The 15,144-nt window shown below is 55.8% G+C and carries 10 protein-coding genes and 1 pseudogene; 3 read left to right on the top strand and 8 right to left on the bottom strand.

Features of this window, described 5'->3' with window-relative positions; genetic code table 11:
• Nucleotides 1-5 precede the first annotated feature (5 nt).
• Complete coding sequence (gene folD, locus CGZ80_RS04605; protein ID WP_094411815.1) at nt 6-893, bottom strand: bifunctional methylenetetrahydrofolate dehydrogenase/methenyltetrahydrofolate cyclohydrolase FolD; 888 nt, start codon at nt 891-893, stop codon at nt 6-8.
• 168 nt (nt 894-1,061) lie between these two features.
• Here folD and CGZ80_RS04600 point away from each other — a divergent pair.
• Nucleotides 1,062-2,767 (top strand): annotated as a pseudogene (locus CGZ80_RS04600) (NADPH-dependent assimilatory sulfite reductase hemoprotein subunit).
• A gap of 122 nt (nt 2,768-2,889) precedes the next feature.
• Here the strand turns inward: CGZ80_RS04600 and CGZ80_RS04595 are convergent.
• The gene (locus CGZ80_RS04595) at nt 2,890-3,597 is read right to left on the bottom strand and encodes an FHA domain-containing protein (RefSeq protein WP_158222552.1); all 708 of its coding nucleotides are present in this window, start codon (nt 3,595-3,597) and stop codon (nt 2,890-2,892) included.
• Nucleotides 3,598-3,814: 217 nt separating this feature from the next.
• Here CGZ80_RS04595 and CGZ80_RS04590 point away from each other — a divergent pair, with 217 nt between their 5' ends.
• A complete protein-coding gene (locus CGZ80_RS04590; protein ID WP_094411811.1) occupies nt 3,815-4,075 on the top strand; it encodes a hypothetical protein in 261 nt (86 codons plus the stop codon).
• Here CGZ80_RS04590 and CGZ80_RS04585 read toward each other — a convergent pair.
• Nucleotides 4,072-5,403 carry a nucleotide sugar dehydrogenase gene (locus CGZ80_RS04585; protein WP_094411809.1) on the bottom strand — a complete coding sequence of 444 codons (1,332 nt, stop codon included), beginning with the start codon at nt 5,401-5,403 and terminating at the stop codon, nt 4,072-4,074. The two genes, CGZ80_RS04590 and CGZ80_RS04585, sit on opposite strands and share 4 nt — an antisense overlap.
• Before the next feature lie 159 nt (nt 5,404-5,562).
• The gene (locus CGZ80_RS04580; RefSeq protein ID WP_094411807.1) at nt 5,563-6,750 is read right to left on the bottom strand and encodes an LptF/LptG family permease; all 1,188 of its coding nucleotides are present in this window, start codon (nt 6,748-6,750) and stop codon (nt 5,563-5,565) included.
• A 237-nt stretch (nt 6,751-6,987) separates the two neighbouring features.
• On the opposite strand from CGZ80_RS04580, the gene CGZ80_RS04575 reads away from it, so the two are divergent.
• Nucleotides 6,988-10,044, top strand: a complete 3,057-nt coding sequence (locus CGZ80_RS04575) for a secretin N-terminal domain-containing protein (RefSeq protein WP_233148232.1) — start codon at nt 6,988-6,990, stop codon at nt 10,042-10,044.
• Nucleotides 10,045-10,067: 23 nt separating this feature from the next.
• Here CGZ80_RS04575 and CGZ80_RS04570 read toward each other — a convergent pair whose 3' ends face one another.
• From CGZ80_RS04570 to CGZ80_RS04555, 4 genes are all read right to left on the bottom strand, one after another.
• Complete coding sequence (locus CGZ80_RS04570) at nt 10,068-10,514, bottom strand: ExbD/TolR family protein (protein ID WP_094411805.1); 447 nt, start codon at nt 10,512-10,514, stop codon at nt 10,068-10,070.
• Between the two features lie 3 nt (nt 10,515-10,517).
• Nucleotides 10,518-10,895: an ExbD/TolR family protein gene (locus tag CGZ80_RS04565; RefSeq protein WP_094411803.1), complete on the bottom strand. Its 378-nt coding sequence runs from the start codon at nt 10,893-10,895 to the stop codon at nt 10,518-10,520.
• A gap of 48 nt (nt 10,896-10,943) precedes the next feature.
• Entirely contained in the window at nt 10,944-12,989 is a 2,046-nt protein-coding gene (tkt, locus tag CGZ80_RS04560) for a transketolase (protein ID WP_094411848.1), read from the bottom strand.
• A 227-nt stretch (nt 12,990-13,216) separates the two neighbouring features.
• A complete protein-coding gene (locus tag CGZ80_RS04555) occupies nt 13,217-15,139 on the bottom strand; it encodes a methyltransferase (RefSeq protein ID WP_094411800.1) in 1,923 nt (640 codons plus the stop codon).
• Nucleotides 15,140-15,144: the final 5 nt, after the last annotated feature.

Here is a 15,144-nt window from a genome sequence, read left to right as displayed (position 1 = left end):
GCAAGCTAGCTTGCCGATTGCAGTTTCGCGGCCATCAAGGTGTTGTGCAACAACATCGCAATCGTCAACGGCCCCACGCCTCCGGGCACCGGGGTAATGGCCGATGCGACTTCACAGGCACCGGCGTAGTCGACATCGCCGACAAGTTTGTCCCCGACACGGTTGATGCCAACATCAATTACGACCGCACCGGGCTTGATCATATCAGCGGTGATCATTTCGGGGCGGCCGACGGCAGCGATCAAGATATCGGCGTCCCGGCAGGTCGCCGCCAAATCGGCGGTTCGACTGTGTGCCAACGTCACCGTCGCGTTCGCGACGTCTGGACCACAGGAGCCCGACTTTTGGGCCAACATCATCGCCATCGGTTTGCCGACGATATCGCTGCGACCGACCACACAAACCTTTTTGCCGCTGCACGAAATTTTCGCGCGATGGAGCAACTGAACGATCCCGTGGGGGGTACAAGGCAGGAAACGCGGGCGTCCCTGCATCAACAATCCGACGTTCACCGGAGAAAACGCGTCAACGTCCTTCAACGGGTCCACAGCGTCCAGGATTTCGCGTTCGTCGTAATCCTGACCACTCGGCAGGGGAAGTTGCACCAGGATCCCGTTGACGGTGGGGTCGGCGTTGAGCTGGTTGACCAGCTCCAACAGCTGTTTTTGTCCTGCGTCGGCCGGCAAACGGTGGGTACGCCCCTCGATTCCGGCTTTTTCACAGGCGCGAGCTTTGTTGCGAACATAGACCTGGCTCGCTGGGTCCTCACCGACGAGGACAGCCGCAAGGCACGGCGCTGGGGCTCCGCTTGCGACAAATTGCTTCACTTGCTCACCAACTTCCTCGCGAATCTCTGCCGCGACCTGCTTTCCATCCAGCTTCTCTGCCATCATGCCAGCCTCATTCGTACCTTGCCTGTCGCACCGCTGCCGCAAAAAACCATTTTGTCGAAGGTGACATCGCCATAGTGGGAACGCGGTGCTGCCGTTATAGTTTGCTTAGATTTGACAGTCCGCACACTGTCGAACCGCCAGTCGTTATCACACAGGATTTTTCACTCGATGTCTACCGAAGCGTCAAAGCTTAGCCCCGTTGAAAAGATCAAAGAAGAGAGCCAGTTCTTGCGCGGCTCGATCGGCGAAGAATTGGCTGCCGATTCCGATCACTTCAATAAAGACGATATCCAATTGTTGAAGTTTCACGGGACTTACCAGCAAGACGACCGCGACAAACGGGCAGAACTGAAAAAACAAGGTGGCGGAAAAGCGTTCTCGATGATGGTCCGCTGCCGCATCCCCGGCGGTCGAATCACCAGCAAGCAGATGCTGGCCCAACTGGACCTCTGTGACGAGCTTGGCAACTCGACCATCAAGATCACCACCCGCCAGACGCTGCAGCTGCACGGCATCCTGAAAAACGACTTGCGTGAGACGATTCATCGGATCAACGCGATGGAACTGTCGACGCTGGCAGCGTGTGGCGATGTAAACCGAAACATCATGTGCTGTCCCGCCAAACGCGTCGGTGGCGTCCATGACCAATTGGCTCAATTGACCGACGAAATGACGGTCGCCCTGGCCCCCCAGACTCCCGCCTACCACGAGCTCTGGGTAACCGATCCTGAAACCGGCGAAAAGACGCTCGAAGGCGGCGGCCCCGTTTCCGAACCGCTCTACGGACCGCGATACCTGCCCCGTAAATTCAAGATGGGCATCGCACTTCCAGAAGACAACTGTATCGATATCTATACCCAAGACCTTGGGTATCTGGCGATCGTTCGCGATGGCGAAATCATCGGATACAACGTCCTGGTTGGCGGCGGCATGGGGACCACCCCAGCACTCAAACGCACCTACCCGGCGCTGCAAAACGCATGGCGTTCTGCACTCCCGACCAAGCGATCGAATTGGCCAAAGCGGTCATCAAAGTCCAACGCGACTACGGCAATCGTGAAGACCGCAAAGTCGCTCGGATGAAGTACCTCGTCGACCAGTGGGGAATCGAAAAGTTCCGCCGCGCGGTTGAAGAGTACTTCGGCGAACCGCTCAAAGACTGTGTTGAAGACGACGTGACCGGTGTCGACGATCACATGGGCTGGCAAGAACAAGGCGATGGCAAATTGTCTTATGGCCTGAGTGTCGAAAATGGTCGTTTGTACGACAACGACCAAATCAAGCTCAAAGCGATGATGCGCGAGATCTGCACCACGTTCGGCACCGAAATGCGGATGACCGGATACCAAAGCATTATCTTCACGGACATCGATCCCGGCGATCAAGACAAGCTGATCGCGATCATCAAAAAGCACGGTGCACCGACCACCGAAGAAACCAGCACCGTCCGCCGCTGGTCGATGGCATGTGTCGCACTGCCAACTTGCGGATTGGCAATCACCGAAAGCGAACGACGATTGCCAAGCCTGATTGACGATCTCGAACAACCGCTGGCGAAGCTGGGACTCGACAAAGAACGCTTTACGATCCGTATGACCGGGTGCCCCAATGGTTGCGCCCGCCCATACAACGCTGACATCGCTTTGGTGGGCAAAGCCAAAGACAAGTACACGTTCTTCCTCGGCGGCGGATGGCTCGGTAACCGACTGGCATACGTCTACAAAGACCTGGTCCCCTCCGACGAAATCGTTTCGGAAATCGTCAGCATCGCGAAGATCTTCAAAGCCAACCGCCAAGAGGGCGAATCGCTTGGCGATTTCTGTGATCGGATCGGCAAAGACGAACTACTCGCGATGACCGAAGCTGCCGAGTAGTCACGTCTCCGGCAAGCTCGTTCGAATGCAACTTGAAGCGGCGTCAATTTTGACGCCGCTTTTTTTGTTCACGCGCGAAACATTCGTCACCGGCAAACCTTGCCGTCAAAGCGATCCCTCGTTTAGCGAATAAAGAGGTTCCGCAATGCTTCCGCGGCGGCATCTTGACTATCACGTGGCCCCTTTGGGCGAAGGTGCTGGGGCAGCTTTTGTGGCCCATCGCCGGATTCAGTCAAATCGGTTTCCGATCGCTGCTGCTCCTCTGCGGTGGACTGTTTCGACTCGCTAGACGACTCGACTTTCGCTGCATCGTTGTCCTCCCTGGCATCCGATGTGGCTTTGGCGGTGTCGTCCTCTGCAGCATGCCGCAGGTTCGTCGTCTCGATCACACTGGAATTCCCGCCTCCCTCCAACCTTGATGCCAAGTCGTCAAGCTCTGCGATCAAGCGTTGTGCGTCCTGTGTTTCTGGGGTCGCGTCGACCTCGGCGCCGGAGAGCGTGGACAGATCGAGAAGCCCAGGCCGATAGGGCTCGTTGGTCTTTGAATCTCGAATCGAAAGCCGGAACGTGTACTTGCCGATCTGCAACTCGGTATGGTGCGAGAGTTGTGCAGGAGTTTCCGCAGAAACGGTCACGCCACCAACCTGTGTGCCATTGCGACTCTTGAGGTCTTTGATCAACACACTTGAACTGTCAAAGACAATCATGCAGTGTCGTCGACTGACCGTTCGCGATGACAGCGTGAGCTGACAATCATCGTTGCGGCCGATCAGGAATGGCGAGGTCTCGACGCGCCATCGCGTGCCTTTTCGAGAGCCATTTGTCTGCAAGAGCGAGATTTTGAGCAAACCAGAGAAGCCGACTTGGAGAAAAGTCCGTGCGTCAATTTGATGGTTTGCGAATATAGGCAACCCGAATGAACATTCGCTTAAGAAAGAGGCTGCCTTTGATGTTCATTCGGTGAAACTGAGAACGCTCTTTCGCCCGATCCACTCTGTTCGGTACCCTGCGAGGGTGACGCGTTCTGCACTCTCTCCTGAACCAACGATGAAGTCCCTCCCTTCGCTGATTGTGATTGCCTTGGTGCTCTGCAGTGGTGGATGCCAAGCGATGGTAGATCGTGGCTGGATCGCACCGCCTGGCCCGATGAATTACCAACAGGCCAACGCGATTGTCCACGATCCGTTCCCACTACCAGATATCGGTCCAGATGACCGATCAATGCGTCCACCGGATTATCAAAACCCGATCGCATTGCCAGTGCGAAACCAAATGAAGAATCAGGTCACGCCCTGGCTGGCGCCCTAGCACTTGCGAATCTTTTCGCGACCTTCGCTGACATTCTGTGTCGCGTTTCGCGTATCGACGACAAGCGAGCAGTGTTTGACGATCGCGTCATAGTCAAACGCCGTGTGATCGGTCGCGATCAGCACCGCATCGCAGCTTGCCAAGAACTCTGGCGTCAACTCCTGACTTTCCATCGCTGGCAAGTCATAGTGACGCATTGCGGGCAACTTCGGCACGTGCGGGTCGCTGTAGGTCAGGTCAGCCCCCTGAGCCAATAGCAGCTCCATCAACTCGAACGATGGGCTTTCACGGGGATCGTCAACGTCTTTCTTGTAAGCCATCCCCAACAAACAAATCTTGCTGCCGTTGATTGGCTTGCGTGCTTCGTTGAGAAACTCTGCAGTCCGCGAGACAACGTAATTAGGCATTGCGCGGTTAACTTCACCTGCTAATTCGATGAAGCGGGCGGTGCTGCCTTGCTTGCGAGCGAGCCACGAAAGATAGAACGGGTCGATTGGAATGCAGTGACCGCCCAACCCTGGGCCAGGATAAAACGCCTGGAAACCGAATGGCTTCGTCTTGGCAGCATTGATCACATCCCAAACGTCGATCCCCATTTTGTCAAACAAGGTCTTCAGTTCGTTCACAAGTGCGATATTGACCGCACGATAAATGTTTTCCAAAACCTTGGCGGCCTCGGCGATTTCACAGTTCCCGACCGGGATAACACCAGCAACCGCCGATCCGTATAGCTTCGCGGCACACGCTTGGCTGTCCTCGTTGATCGCACCGACAACCTTGGGAATCCCTGCCGCCGAGAAGTCAGGGTTACCTGGATCTTCGCGTTCAGGGCTATATGCGACGAAGAAATCTTTTCCCGCAACCAATCCACCGGCTTCCAGGATCGGAACCATCACATCGCGAGTTGTCGTGGGGTACGTCGTGCTCTCTAGAACGACCAACTGCCCGGGACGCAGTGCCTTGGCGATCGCTTCGCAAGTTCCAACGACGTATGACAAGTCAGGATCGCGGGCCGAATCGAGTGGCGTGGGAACGCAAATCAACAGAACGTCTGGCTCGGACAGCCGCGACATATCAGCACTCGCTTCGAACTTTTCCTTGGACAGCCAAGCTTGAATTTTTTCGTTGCCGATGTGCTTGATGTAGCTCTTGCCGGCCAACAGCGAATCGACTTTGCTGGCGTCAACGTCGAATCCAAAGCAACTGAAACCGGCGGTGATGAACGCATCAATCAGCGGCAAGCCGACATAGCCGAGACCGATGATTCCAACTTTACAGGTGCGATCTTCGATGGATTGAACAAACGCTTGGCAGGCTTCACTTGTCATGACAGTTCGGTCGCAGGACGACGTTAAAACGAGACTTCGAGGCGTGGGTAGATAAGACGGCGAATTCGGTGGTCTGACCCCCGGATGGACTGCGCCGCTAAAACCGCGCAGTGTATTCACATCATGGCTTATCGCTAGCGTCCGAAACCGACAACTCGCTCAGTAACGGCGGACACGATTCACCAAAATCATCCCGATCGCCCCAAGTGCTACATTCCCCAACCACACCCCATAGGGAGGGATCGCACCATCCTTCGCTTGATTGAGGCCAAGGATAAACAACGGGTAATACATCAGCAATGTGGGCAGAAAGCAGCGCCCAAACGTGGTCCAGTAGTCGCTGGTACGCGAAATCATCGCCAGCGGGGCACCGATCAAAACAAAGAAAAAGCAGCTGAAGCCCTCCGCCCAACGACGCCATGGGGCGATTTTCAAACGCATCAAACGACGACGACTTGCGTCTAGCTCAGCACGCCGCTCACGTCCCTTACCATCAACGATCTCTTCGTAGCGACTGGTCAGGATGGAGAAACTCGTTTGTGCGGCGAGTTCGCCAGCCGCCTCATGAGTACGCGCGTCTTGCCGCAACCGCTCGGTCCCAATCACTCGCAGCGGCAAATCTCCCGGGCGGGTCGACTCCTGATCCTCGCCGTCTGGCGAATCAGACAAGGGGATTGGATACTCAGTCGGACCGGGTGCAAAAATTTGCAGCGATTCGCCACGTACCCACCGACTGTCGACCAGTTTCAACATCAATTGCTCGCTCTCGGCATCCAAGACGAGCTGACCTTCACGGGCTTCAAACTTGATCGGAACGCCGCCGCTGCTAATCGTCACGGTCGGATATTCGAGTTTCTTGCCGTTCACATTTCGGACGTGAATCGAGAAGCCATCGTCAGTGTACGAATGCTGACTTCTCATCTTGCGGTACACGATGTCTTCGATTGACAGCATGACAACGCGATTGATTCCCGGACGCCCCCAAGAAACAGCCAAATCGCTGATATAAACCGCGAAGGGACTCAGCAAAAATGCGAAAATGAACGCTGGCTGCAGCAACCGCAACGGCGAGATACCCGACGCTTTGACGGTCGCGACCTCACCATCCCCCGCCATCCGCCCATACACGCAGGAAACGGCGAACAGAGCGGTCGCTGGAAAGGCGAATTGTAGCGAAACGGGCAGCAAATAAGGCAGTAACTGAACGATCGCCAACGGACCTAGACCTTCGCGCAACAGCGTCCGCCCGACACCGATCAACAAGATCAGCAGCGTCAACGCGATTAGCGCAACGACGAAAATCTTCAAGATCTCCGCCAAAATATATCGTGTCAGCCGTGTAGGCATCCTTCGTCCAGGGAGTCACTCAACGGTTCGGTCCACAGTGCTCGTTGCGGGAAACTAGCAAAGCGAAACGGGATTCAGGAAGGTCGATTTTTTGGCGAAAAACTGCCCAATCTGCCAACAAATCGAGACACAATGTCTATTCCAGTTCGTCTACCCTAAAGATGCACTGTTGAGTTGCATGAGCGCCCTGGAGCGGCGCCGTCCTTTCCCCCGACGACAACACTCCCCCTCATCTAAATGCGTTTACTGCTTTGCCTCGCAATCGCGATCCTATTGAAGTCGCCATTGGTATCGGCACAAATCCAAGTCATGGCGACGCCCCAAGGAGCGGTCGTACCGGTCGCGACTCCGAACGGCGTTCCCATGCCAGGACAGCCGCCTGGCCAACCACCCAACGGAAATCAGCCACAGAAACCTGGTGAACAATCCGCCGCACCAGGAGACGCAAAAGCCGAACCGCCAGAACCCAAAATTATCCGCCGAGGTGACCAAAAAGCCGACGACGCGAACCCCGAAGAATTGAAGGCCACCGTTGGTGAAGACGGCCGCGTCGCGTTCCAGTTCCGCAACCAACCCTGGGTCGAGTTAGTTCAATGGCTCGCCCAAATCGCCGACCAACCACTCGATTGGCAAGAACTGCCTGCCGACCGGGTCAACATGCGATCGCCCGGACGCTATACCGTCGAACAAACCAAGGACCTCTTCAATCGACACTTGCTCGCACGCGGATACACCTTGCTGGAAATGCCCGGTGGGATCACCGTTGCCAAAACGCAAGGCATCAACCCGGCGATGGTGCCACGCGTCAGCGAGGCGGAACTTGAAAATCTTTCGCCCCACAAATTTGTTCGCGTGTCCTTGGAAACCGGCTGGCTTTCGAGCCAGAAGATGTCTGAAGAGCTCAAGCCGATGGTCAGTAGCAACGGCCAATTGACGGCCTTGTCGACCACCAATCGGCTGGAAGCCATGGACGCGGCAATTAACCTTCAACAGATTGCCAGATTGCTTTCCCAGGAACGCAATCAATCAAGTCGCGAAGCCTTGGCACCGGAATTCCGACTACGGCACATCTCTGCCGAAGTCGCCAAAAAGATGCTGGAAGAATTCCTTGGTGTGGAGAAAAAACAAGCCGCACCGATGACGCCCCAGCAAATGCAAATGATGCAGCAAATGGCTCGTCAGAACGGTGGCCAACCTCCGGCCCCTACCAAAACCGCAGACATTTCGATCGTCGCAAACACACGTCAAAATTCCGTCTTCATTCGCGCCCCGGTTGATCGGATTGCCGTTGCGACCGAATTTCTCACCCGCATCGATGTCCCTGGTCAAAGCCTGAACTCACTTTCCGACGTCGAATCGCGCGTGGATGTCTTTCGCCTGTATTCGATCGATCCCGATAAGTTGATCGAGATCATCTCTCAGATGAACGTTCTCGAGCCTTCGACTCAGATTCAAGCCGACGACAACAATCGCGCGATCATCGTCTCCGGCTCCGCAGCGGATCGCTACATCATCGAACGGCTCATCAAACGACTCGATGGGAGCGGTCGATCGTTTGAAGTACTCCAGTTGCGACGACTCGAAGCATCCGAAGTTGCCGAGTCGATTTCGTTCCTGATGGGCAAAGACAAAAAGAAAGACGATGACAATAGCTCTCGTCGCTTTATGTACTATCCCTTTGGCGGTAACGACGACGACAAAAAAGACCAAGACGAATTCCGCGTTGCCGCCAATGCCCGCTACCGCCAAGTCCTATTGTGGGCGAACGATTCTGAAATGGAACAAGTTCGCAACCTCTTGATCAAACTCGGCGAATTACCACCACCAGGTGGAAGTAAAAGCATGGTCCGCCGCGTCGATGCGTCCTCCGCTCCCGAAACCTACGAGTACTTGCAGCGACTGAAACAACAGTGGGCTCAGATTTCTGACACACCGCTAGAACTGCCCAGCGAAGAACTCTTTGTCGATCCGGTTGTACCGGATACCAACACTGACGACGAAAGCCAACCGTCGGATAGCGAATCGGATACCGAAGCCGATGATGGCCTGGAGGCCTCTACGGGGCAACGGCGATCGGGTACGACCTTTACGGCAACACCTGCGGCCCAAGATCCCACCGAAGACGACTTGCAATCTGACAGCAACGAGATGCGTTCCCAAATCCGATCGGCGAGTGATTTCGATCGTCTGTTTGGCCAAAACGCGTCGCCGCAAACAAACGAGCCCACAGCAGAAATCGATGCAAACGCGGCGTCAACCGACGCTTCATCGCAAGACACCGCGATCAAGATTGAACTCGACGAAGACGGGAACTTGGTGCTGGTCGGTCCGAACACACAAGCACTCGACCGACTCGAAAACCTGATGCTGCAGTTCGCACCGCCCAAGCGGCCCTACCACGTTTTCAAAATTAAACACCAGTCGGCCGGATACGTACAACTGAATCTTGAAGAGTACTTCGAAGAGGAAGACGAAGACGACGATTCTGGTAGCAACTTTTATCGCTGGATCTATGGATTTGACCAGCAAAACGAAGAGAGCCCATCAGGGCTTGGAAAAACGAACAAGCTGCGATTCGTTTATGAACCGGACACCAACACGATCGTTGTCAGCGGGGCGACGTCATCCCAACTTAAAACAATCGCCGAGCTCATCAAACTCTGGGACGTCGCCGAACCTGTAAACAAGCGTCGAATGCGATACACCAAGCTGGTCAAAATCCAGTACGGGGACCCACAAAGCATCGCCGAAACGGTAAAGGAAGCCTACCGCGATTTGCTCAGCAGCAACGACAAGACTTTCCAACGTGGCGGCAATCAAGGCGGCGGTGGAAACGCTGGTGGTGGCGGCGGCGATAGTTCGAAATCCTCCGGGCGCGACCGGCAACAGGGAAGTGGACTCGTCGATACCGAAAACGGTCGCGATGGAGGCGATGTTGACTTTTCCTTTAAAGGCAAATTGTCGATGGGCGTCGACAGCATCGGCAACACCCTGCTGGTTAGCGCCGAGGGCGAACCGCTGCTGGAACTGGTTGTCGACATGATCAACCAACTCGACATGGCAGCCAAACCGGCTGGTGACATGCAGATCATCTCCGTGTCCGGAAAAACGAGTGACGAAGCGATCGAACGAGTTCTGCGTGCCTTCAACAACCAGGCCAAAGGAAACGCTCAACCAGCCAACCCCAATCAGCCGGGTCAACCGAACGCGACGCCAAACACACCCGCGACAGCGACTCCCAACGTCGGAAACGCTCGCCGCCGCGGTGGCGGATTCAATCGGCTGGGCGGATGATTTAGCAAGCTCGACTTGGTTTCTTAGCGTGCGACCGTTGCATACAAAACACGGTCCGCACCGGCGGCTCGGGCAATGTCGTATGCCCTTACCGCTTGCTCCATCTGCACGGTGCCTTCTGGATCAATAATCACCGGCGGCTGTACGCCCAGCGAAATGATCGCGGCCAGCCGTTCTTGCAACTCTTCGAACGACTCCACCGGATCGCCCGCCAACTGAATCGACAGCAGGCCCTCGCGTTTTCCTAGCCGGATGATGACTTCGTCATACGGCTCCACCGGCGGCGGCGAATCGGTATTTGCGGTGCTTCCGCCTTCGGGACTCTCGGCGATCGCACCGGGCAAATCGTACTCGGGAGTTTCAAAACTGCTGGTCCAGACAAAGAAGATCAGCAACAGGAAGACGACGTCGATCATCGGCGTCATCTTGACTTCCAATTCGCTGCTGGCACGGGACGCAGGTAAACGCATCAGCTAGCTTCCACGCGATTCTTTGACGGCCAATTTGATATCCACGACACCTGCGACCGCAGATGCGTGCAGCACCGGCTCGACGACCTGATACGGAACGACGCCATCCGTACGAATCCGCAGGGAAGCGGTTTCGCCATCACGATCGCGGATTTCAGCAAAGAGCGTTGCCAAGCCGTCTAGCGTGACAGGCTGGCCACCGGCAAGTAGCTGCTGGTCTTGGTTGATGGTGATCGTCAACGACACCGGATCAACCGAAAGAGGGTCATGAGTATCGGCTACCGGCAAATCGACCGGTAGCCGTGACTCTTGACGTGCCAAATGGCTTGAGACCAGAAAGAAGATGATCAGCAGAAACACGACGTCGATCATCGGCGTCATGTTTGCTCCGGTAAATGGGCGGTTCTGCTGATTCGGGACTTTCAATGATCAGCCACCAGCTGCTTTGACAACAGCGTCGGCGGTGATACCGAAGTGCTCGTAAACCAAGTTGTATGGTCCGCTGGCACCGTAGCCGTGCATCCCGACGAACTTGCCATCTAAGCCCAACCAACGGTCCCAACTCATCTGCAAACCAGCTTCAACCGCGACGCGGTTGGTAACTGCTGGTGGCAAGACCTGGTTTTGGTATTCGGCACTTTGCTGGGCGAACAGGTCCAAGCACGGCATGCTGACGATGCGAACCTTTTTACCAGCTTCGGTCAGTTTCTCAGCGGCGGTGACACACAGGTTCAATTCGCTGCCGCTGCCCATCAGGATCACGTCGGGGGTGCCTTCGCAATCCGACAGGATGTAACCGCCTTTCGCACAACCTTCGGCCGACGCGTATTTGGTGCGGCACAGGGTTGGCATGTTCTGACGCGACAGAACCATCGCGGCAGGGTGATCGGTGGTTTCCATCGCGGTGCGATAGCACTCAGCGACTTCGTTGGCATCGCCAGGCCGGAACACGTTCAGGCCTGGGATCGCTCGGCACGCGGTCAAATGCTCGATCGGCTGGTGCGTCGGTCCGTCTTCACCGACGCCAATCGAATCGTGCGTCAGGATGTACAGCGTTGGTTGATGCATGATCGACGACAATCGCATCGCACCACGCATGTAGTCGGTAAACACAAAGAACGTCGCAGCGTAGCCACGAAGACCGGTCAAGCAGATACCATTGACGGCACCGGCCATCGCGTGTTCACGGATACCGAAGTGCAGGTTGCGTCCGCCGTACTGATTCGGCAGGAACTCGCCCGCACCTTCGAACGTCAAATCGCTCTTGTTACTCGGTGCCAAGTCAGCCGAACCGCCGATCATGAATGGCACGTTTTTGGCGATTGCGTTGAGAACTTTGCCGCTGCTGTTGCGGGTCGCGTCGCCTTTTTCGCTGGCTTCGAAGACGGGAATGTCTTTGTCCCAACCGGCTGGCAAGCGTCCGCTGAACATTGCCTCAAGCTCGGCAGCTTTGGTCGGGTTAGCCGCTTTGTAGCTGGACCAAACGCCGTCCCACTGTTCGTAGTCGGCTTGCCCGCGTTTACCCAGGTTGTTGTCGAAGTGCTCGACAACGCCATCGGGAACGTAGAATTTTTCTTCTGGTGGGAAACCGTACGCCTTCTTGGTCAGTTCGACTTCGTCCCATCCCAGTGGAGCACCGTGTGCGCCGTGGGTGTTCGCTTTGTTGGGCGAGCCCCAAGCGATCGTGGTCTTGCAGATGATGATGGTCGGCTTGCCGCTACATGCCTTGAAATTTTCGATCGCGTCGGCAAGGTTCGACAGCGTGTTGACATCCGAGACGTGCAGGACGTTCCAGCCCATACCTTCGAACTTCTTGCCGACGTCTTCGGAGAACGAGATATCGGTATCACCTTCGATGGTGATTTTGTTGTCGTCGTAGATCCAGCACAGGTTGTCGAGTTTCAGGTGACCGCCCAGCGATGCCGCTTCGCAAGCAACGCCTTCCATCAAGTCACCGTCGCTGCACACTGCGTAGACGTTGTAATCGAACAGCGTGTGTTCGTCGGTGTTGTAGTTTTCAGCCAGCCACTTTTGTGCCATCGCCATTCCGACACTGTTGCTGACACCGGCACCCAAGGGGCCCGTTGTCGTTTCGATCCCGGCCGCTTCGGCGTATTCGGGGTGACCGGCGCAAACGCTGCCGATCTGGCGGAACTGTTTGATGTCGTCCAATTTGATCGACAGTTCGTCGAGCACTTTGCCGTCTTTGCCGGTCGCTTTCACGCCGGACAAGTGCAGGACGCTGTACAACAGCATCGACGCGTGGCCGCACGACAAAACAAAACGATCGCGGTTCGGCCAGTTAGGGTGGCTCGGATCGTATTGCATCGTGTGATTGAACAGCTGATACGCGATCGGCGCCAGCGCCATGGGCGTGCCTGGGTGACCGCTGTTGGCAGTCTGTACCGCGTCCATACTGAGCGTGCGGATGGTGTCGACGGCAAGGGTATCGATATCGGTCGATGCAACACTCATTGGCGTGATTTCGTTTAAGCAAAAGTGGGACGGAATTAACTGTCGAATTTTCCAAAAGGTTAGCGTTCTCCGGCCATTTTCGGAAGGGACGTACCGCCGAACCGGTTCGATTGGCAATGCGATCGAGGACAGATTGCCCGTCTTACCAGCGCCGAACGGGCTCACAAATTGCCCCTCGCTACCTTTTCAACACATGGACACTGGCTTAGGGCAAACGCCAAGGCGGGTTAGACATTCTGTTTTGCGGGAAATTCCTGAGATTTTTCCCAACGCCGATGCACCGCGACTTCTTGAGCCAGCACTGACGCGTAACAGACGAGGTGGCCGATAATCAGCCAGCCAAACGAGGCCCGGAATCCCTCCGCAAGCCCCATCGAAGCGATCCCGATCGCTGCCCCAATAATCATCGGGTGTGAAATAGTTCCGAACGGGGCTCTTGTGATTCGCTGCGGCTTTTCAAACCCAAGCTCCGATGAATACAGCGTTCGCGTCATGCCCAATACTTTCGCAGACCATCCGGCCAACGAAAATCCTGCCATGACGCCGAACAACGAAAACATCTCCGGCAACCCAAGTTGGCCAGAAAAAATTGCAATCGCGTACAGCACGAAGAGCTGTCCTAGCGACAACGTTTTGAAAAACATCGCGTCACGCCGAAACCGCGCGAACGCGATCCGCGAACGCTCGTGCAGCGTCCCGAGATAGATCGCATAGTGAACGAAACTGGTTGCCGCCAAAAACATGCCGAGCGACGAAACAGAATCGACCAGCACCATGAATGCTGACACCAATCCCGCCAAAGCGACGTACGCCAGGTTCGTCCAACCGACGTGCTGCACTATCAGCTCAAAGATCTTCGTCCAAGCCAACACCCAACGCGCCTTGACACCGGCAAACCAGCTGTCGGGGCGAATGGTCTGCAAAAACAAATGCCTTGCCGAGATGTCGTACTTCGTCGTCAGCCATTCAAGTGTCTTCCCATACCAGCGGCACGTTTTGGGATACGCCACAAAGTGCAGCTTTAAATTGATCCGCGGCTCTGGCTGGTCGGGTCGCAGCTCACGAGTGATGTAGTGCAACTCGCGATTGAAATCGAAGATCGCCGCATCACCGTGTCGCAACCGATAACTGACCGGTTGCTCAGGCGACAAGCCGGCCATTGGATAGTGCGTCGTCACCTCCAAGTTTTCATTGAGCGCCAACATGCACCGATAGAGCGACGCCCCCGGAAAGACGCCCCAAGGCCCATCGACATGCCCCATGTAGAACACGGTGTCCGATGAGATCTTCTTGGGCGGTCCAGTGACATAAACTTCGTTCATCCCGTACGCCGGTCGAACTTCATATCCCGGCCCATGAAACCGCCGAATCGTTTGCAGTAGCGTTTCGTCAGCACTCAATCGCGAGAACGCTTCGCCCGCGTCACCTTCCAAATCGTGTTGCCACCAATGCGTACTCGATTCCAAGGTCGGCGTTCGCTGTCGAACCCAATTCAGCAGCGTATCGAAGTCTTGACGATGGATCTCGGGCGAGAGCTTCGCTGTCAGCACGGCTTGCCGGGCCACCAAAAGCCGCAGAGGCGTGCTTTTGCGACGTGTCGCGGAAACGATCAGCAACGGCAACAATAGAATCGTGTGATCCGAAAAATCACGCAGCCAGCGAACCGATCCGCGATAGCTGCTCTGAAAAGTCGCTTCGCCGGTGAACCAATGCGCGGCCTCCTGCCCGACATATCCGACCACCAGCAGCACGCTCCCCAAGATCACCTGATCTGGAAAAATCCACGCGACGCCGCTTAGCCCTGCGATCAATAAAGCACTTAGAGATGCCAACCCCGCCGGCGCGAGTGCCGCGATCCAAATCGCGTGTCCGATCGGAAGTATCGCCAATGCATTAGGATGAATCCAACTGGCAATCAGATAGACACCCAAGACCGCCATCGGCGTCGTCAAGCAATGCAGCGTCACGTTCAACGGACTTGCGTGATACCGAATAAAACCACGACAGAGTTGTACAAACGCGGAACGATCGGTCGGTGGTGTAGTACCGCTTGACTGAGTGTTCTTGGTGGAGACTGGTTGGCTTGTCGATACGCCAGCCACCAAAGTCGACGTCGTATCGAGTGTCGCGGAATCGGATGTCCTCCCCATCGCGT

It is taken from the genome of Rhodopirellula sp. MGV (assembly GCF_002251265.1).
Lineage (GTDB): Bacteria > Planctomycetota > Planctomycetia > Pirellulales > Pirellulaceae > Stieleria > Stieleria baltica_A.
Note: the sequence above shows the minus strand (reverse complement) of the source record. Positions and strands in the feature narration are given on the sequence as shown.

Excerpts from the sequence above, each read along its gene's own strand:
- CGZ80_RS04570 (WP_094411805.1), bottom strand. The coding sequence starts at position 10,514 with ATGCGTTTACCTGCGTCCCGTGCCAGCAGCGAATTGGAAGTCAAGATG.
- CGZ80_RS04575 (WP_233148232.1), top strand. The coding sequence starts at position 6,988 with ATGCGTTTACTGCTTTGCCTCGCAATCGCGATCCTATTGAAGTCGCCA.
- CGZ80_RS04555 (WP_094411800.1), bottom strand. The coding sequence starts at position 15,139 with ATGGGGAGGACATCCGATTCCGCGACACTCGATACGACGTCGACTTTG.
- CGZ80_RS04590 (WP_094411811.1), top strand. The coding sequence starts at position 3,815 with ATGAAGTCCCTCCCTTCGCTGATTGTGATTGCCTTGGTGCTCTGCAGT.
- tkt (WP_094411848.1), bottom strand. The coding sequence starts at position 12,989 with ATGAGTGTTGCATCGACCGATATCGATACCCTTGCCGTCGACACCATC.
- CGZ80_RS04585 (WP_094411809.1), bottom strand. The coding sequence starts at position 5,403 with ATGACAAGTGAAGCCTGCCAAGCGTTTGTTCAATCCATCGAAGATCGC.
- CGZ80_RS04580 (WP_094411807.1), bottom strand. The coding sequence starts at position 6,750 with ATGCCTACACGGCTGACACGATATATTTTGGCGGAGATCTTGAAGATT.
- folD (WP_094411815.1), bottom strand. The coding sequence starts at position 893 with ATGATGGCAGAGAAGCTGGATGGAAAGCAGGTCGCGGCAGAGATTCGC.
- CGZ80_RS04565 (WP_094411803.1), bottom strand. The coding sequence starts at position 10,895 with ATGACGCCGATGATCGACGTCGTGTTTCTGCTGATCATCTTCTTTCTG.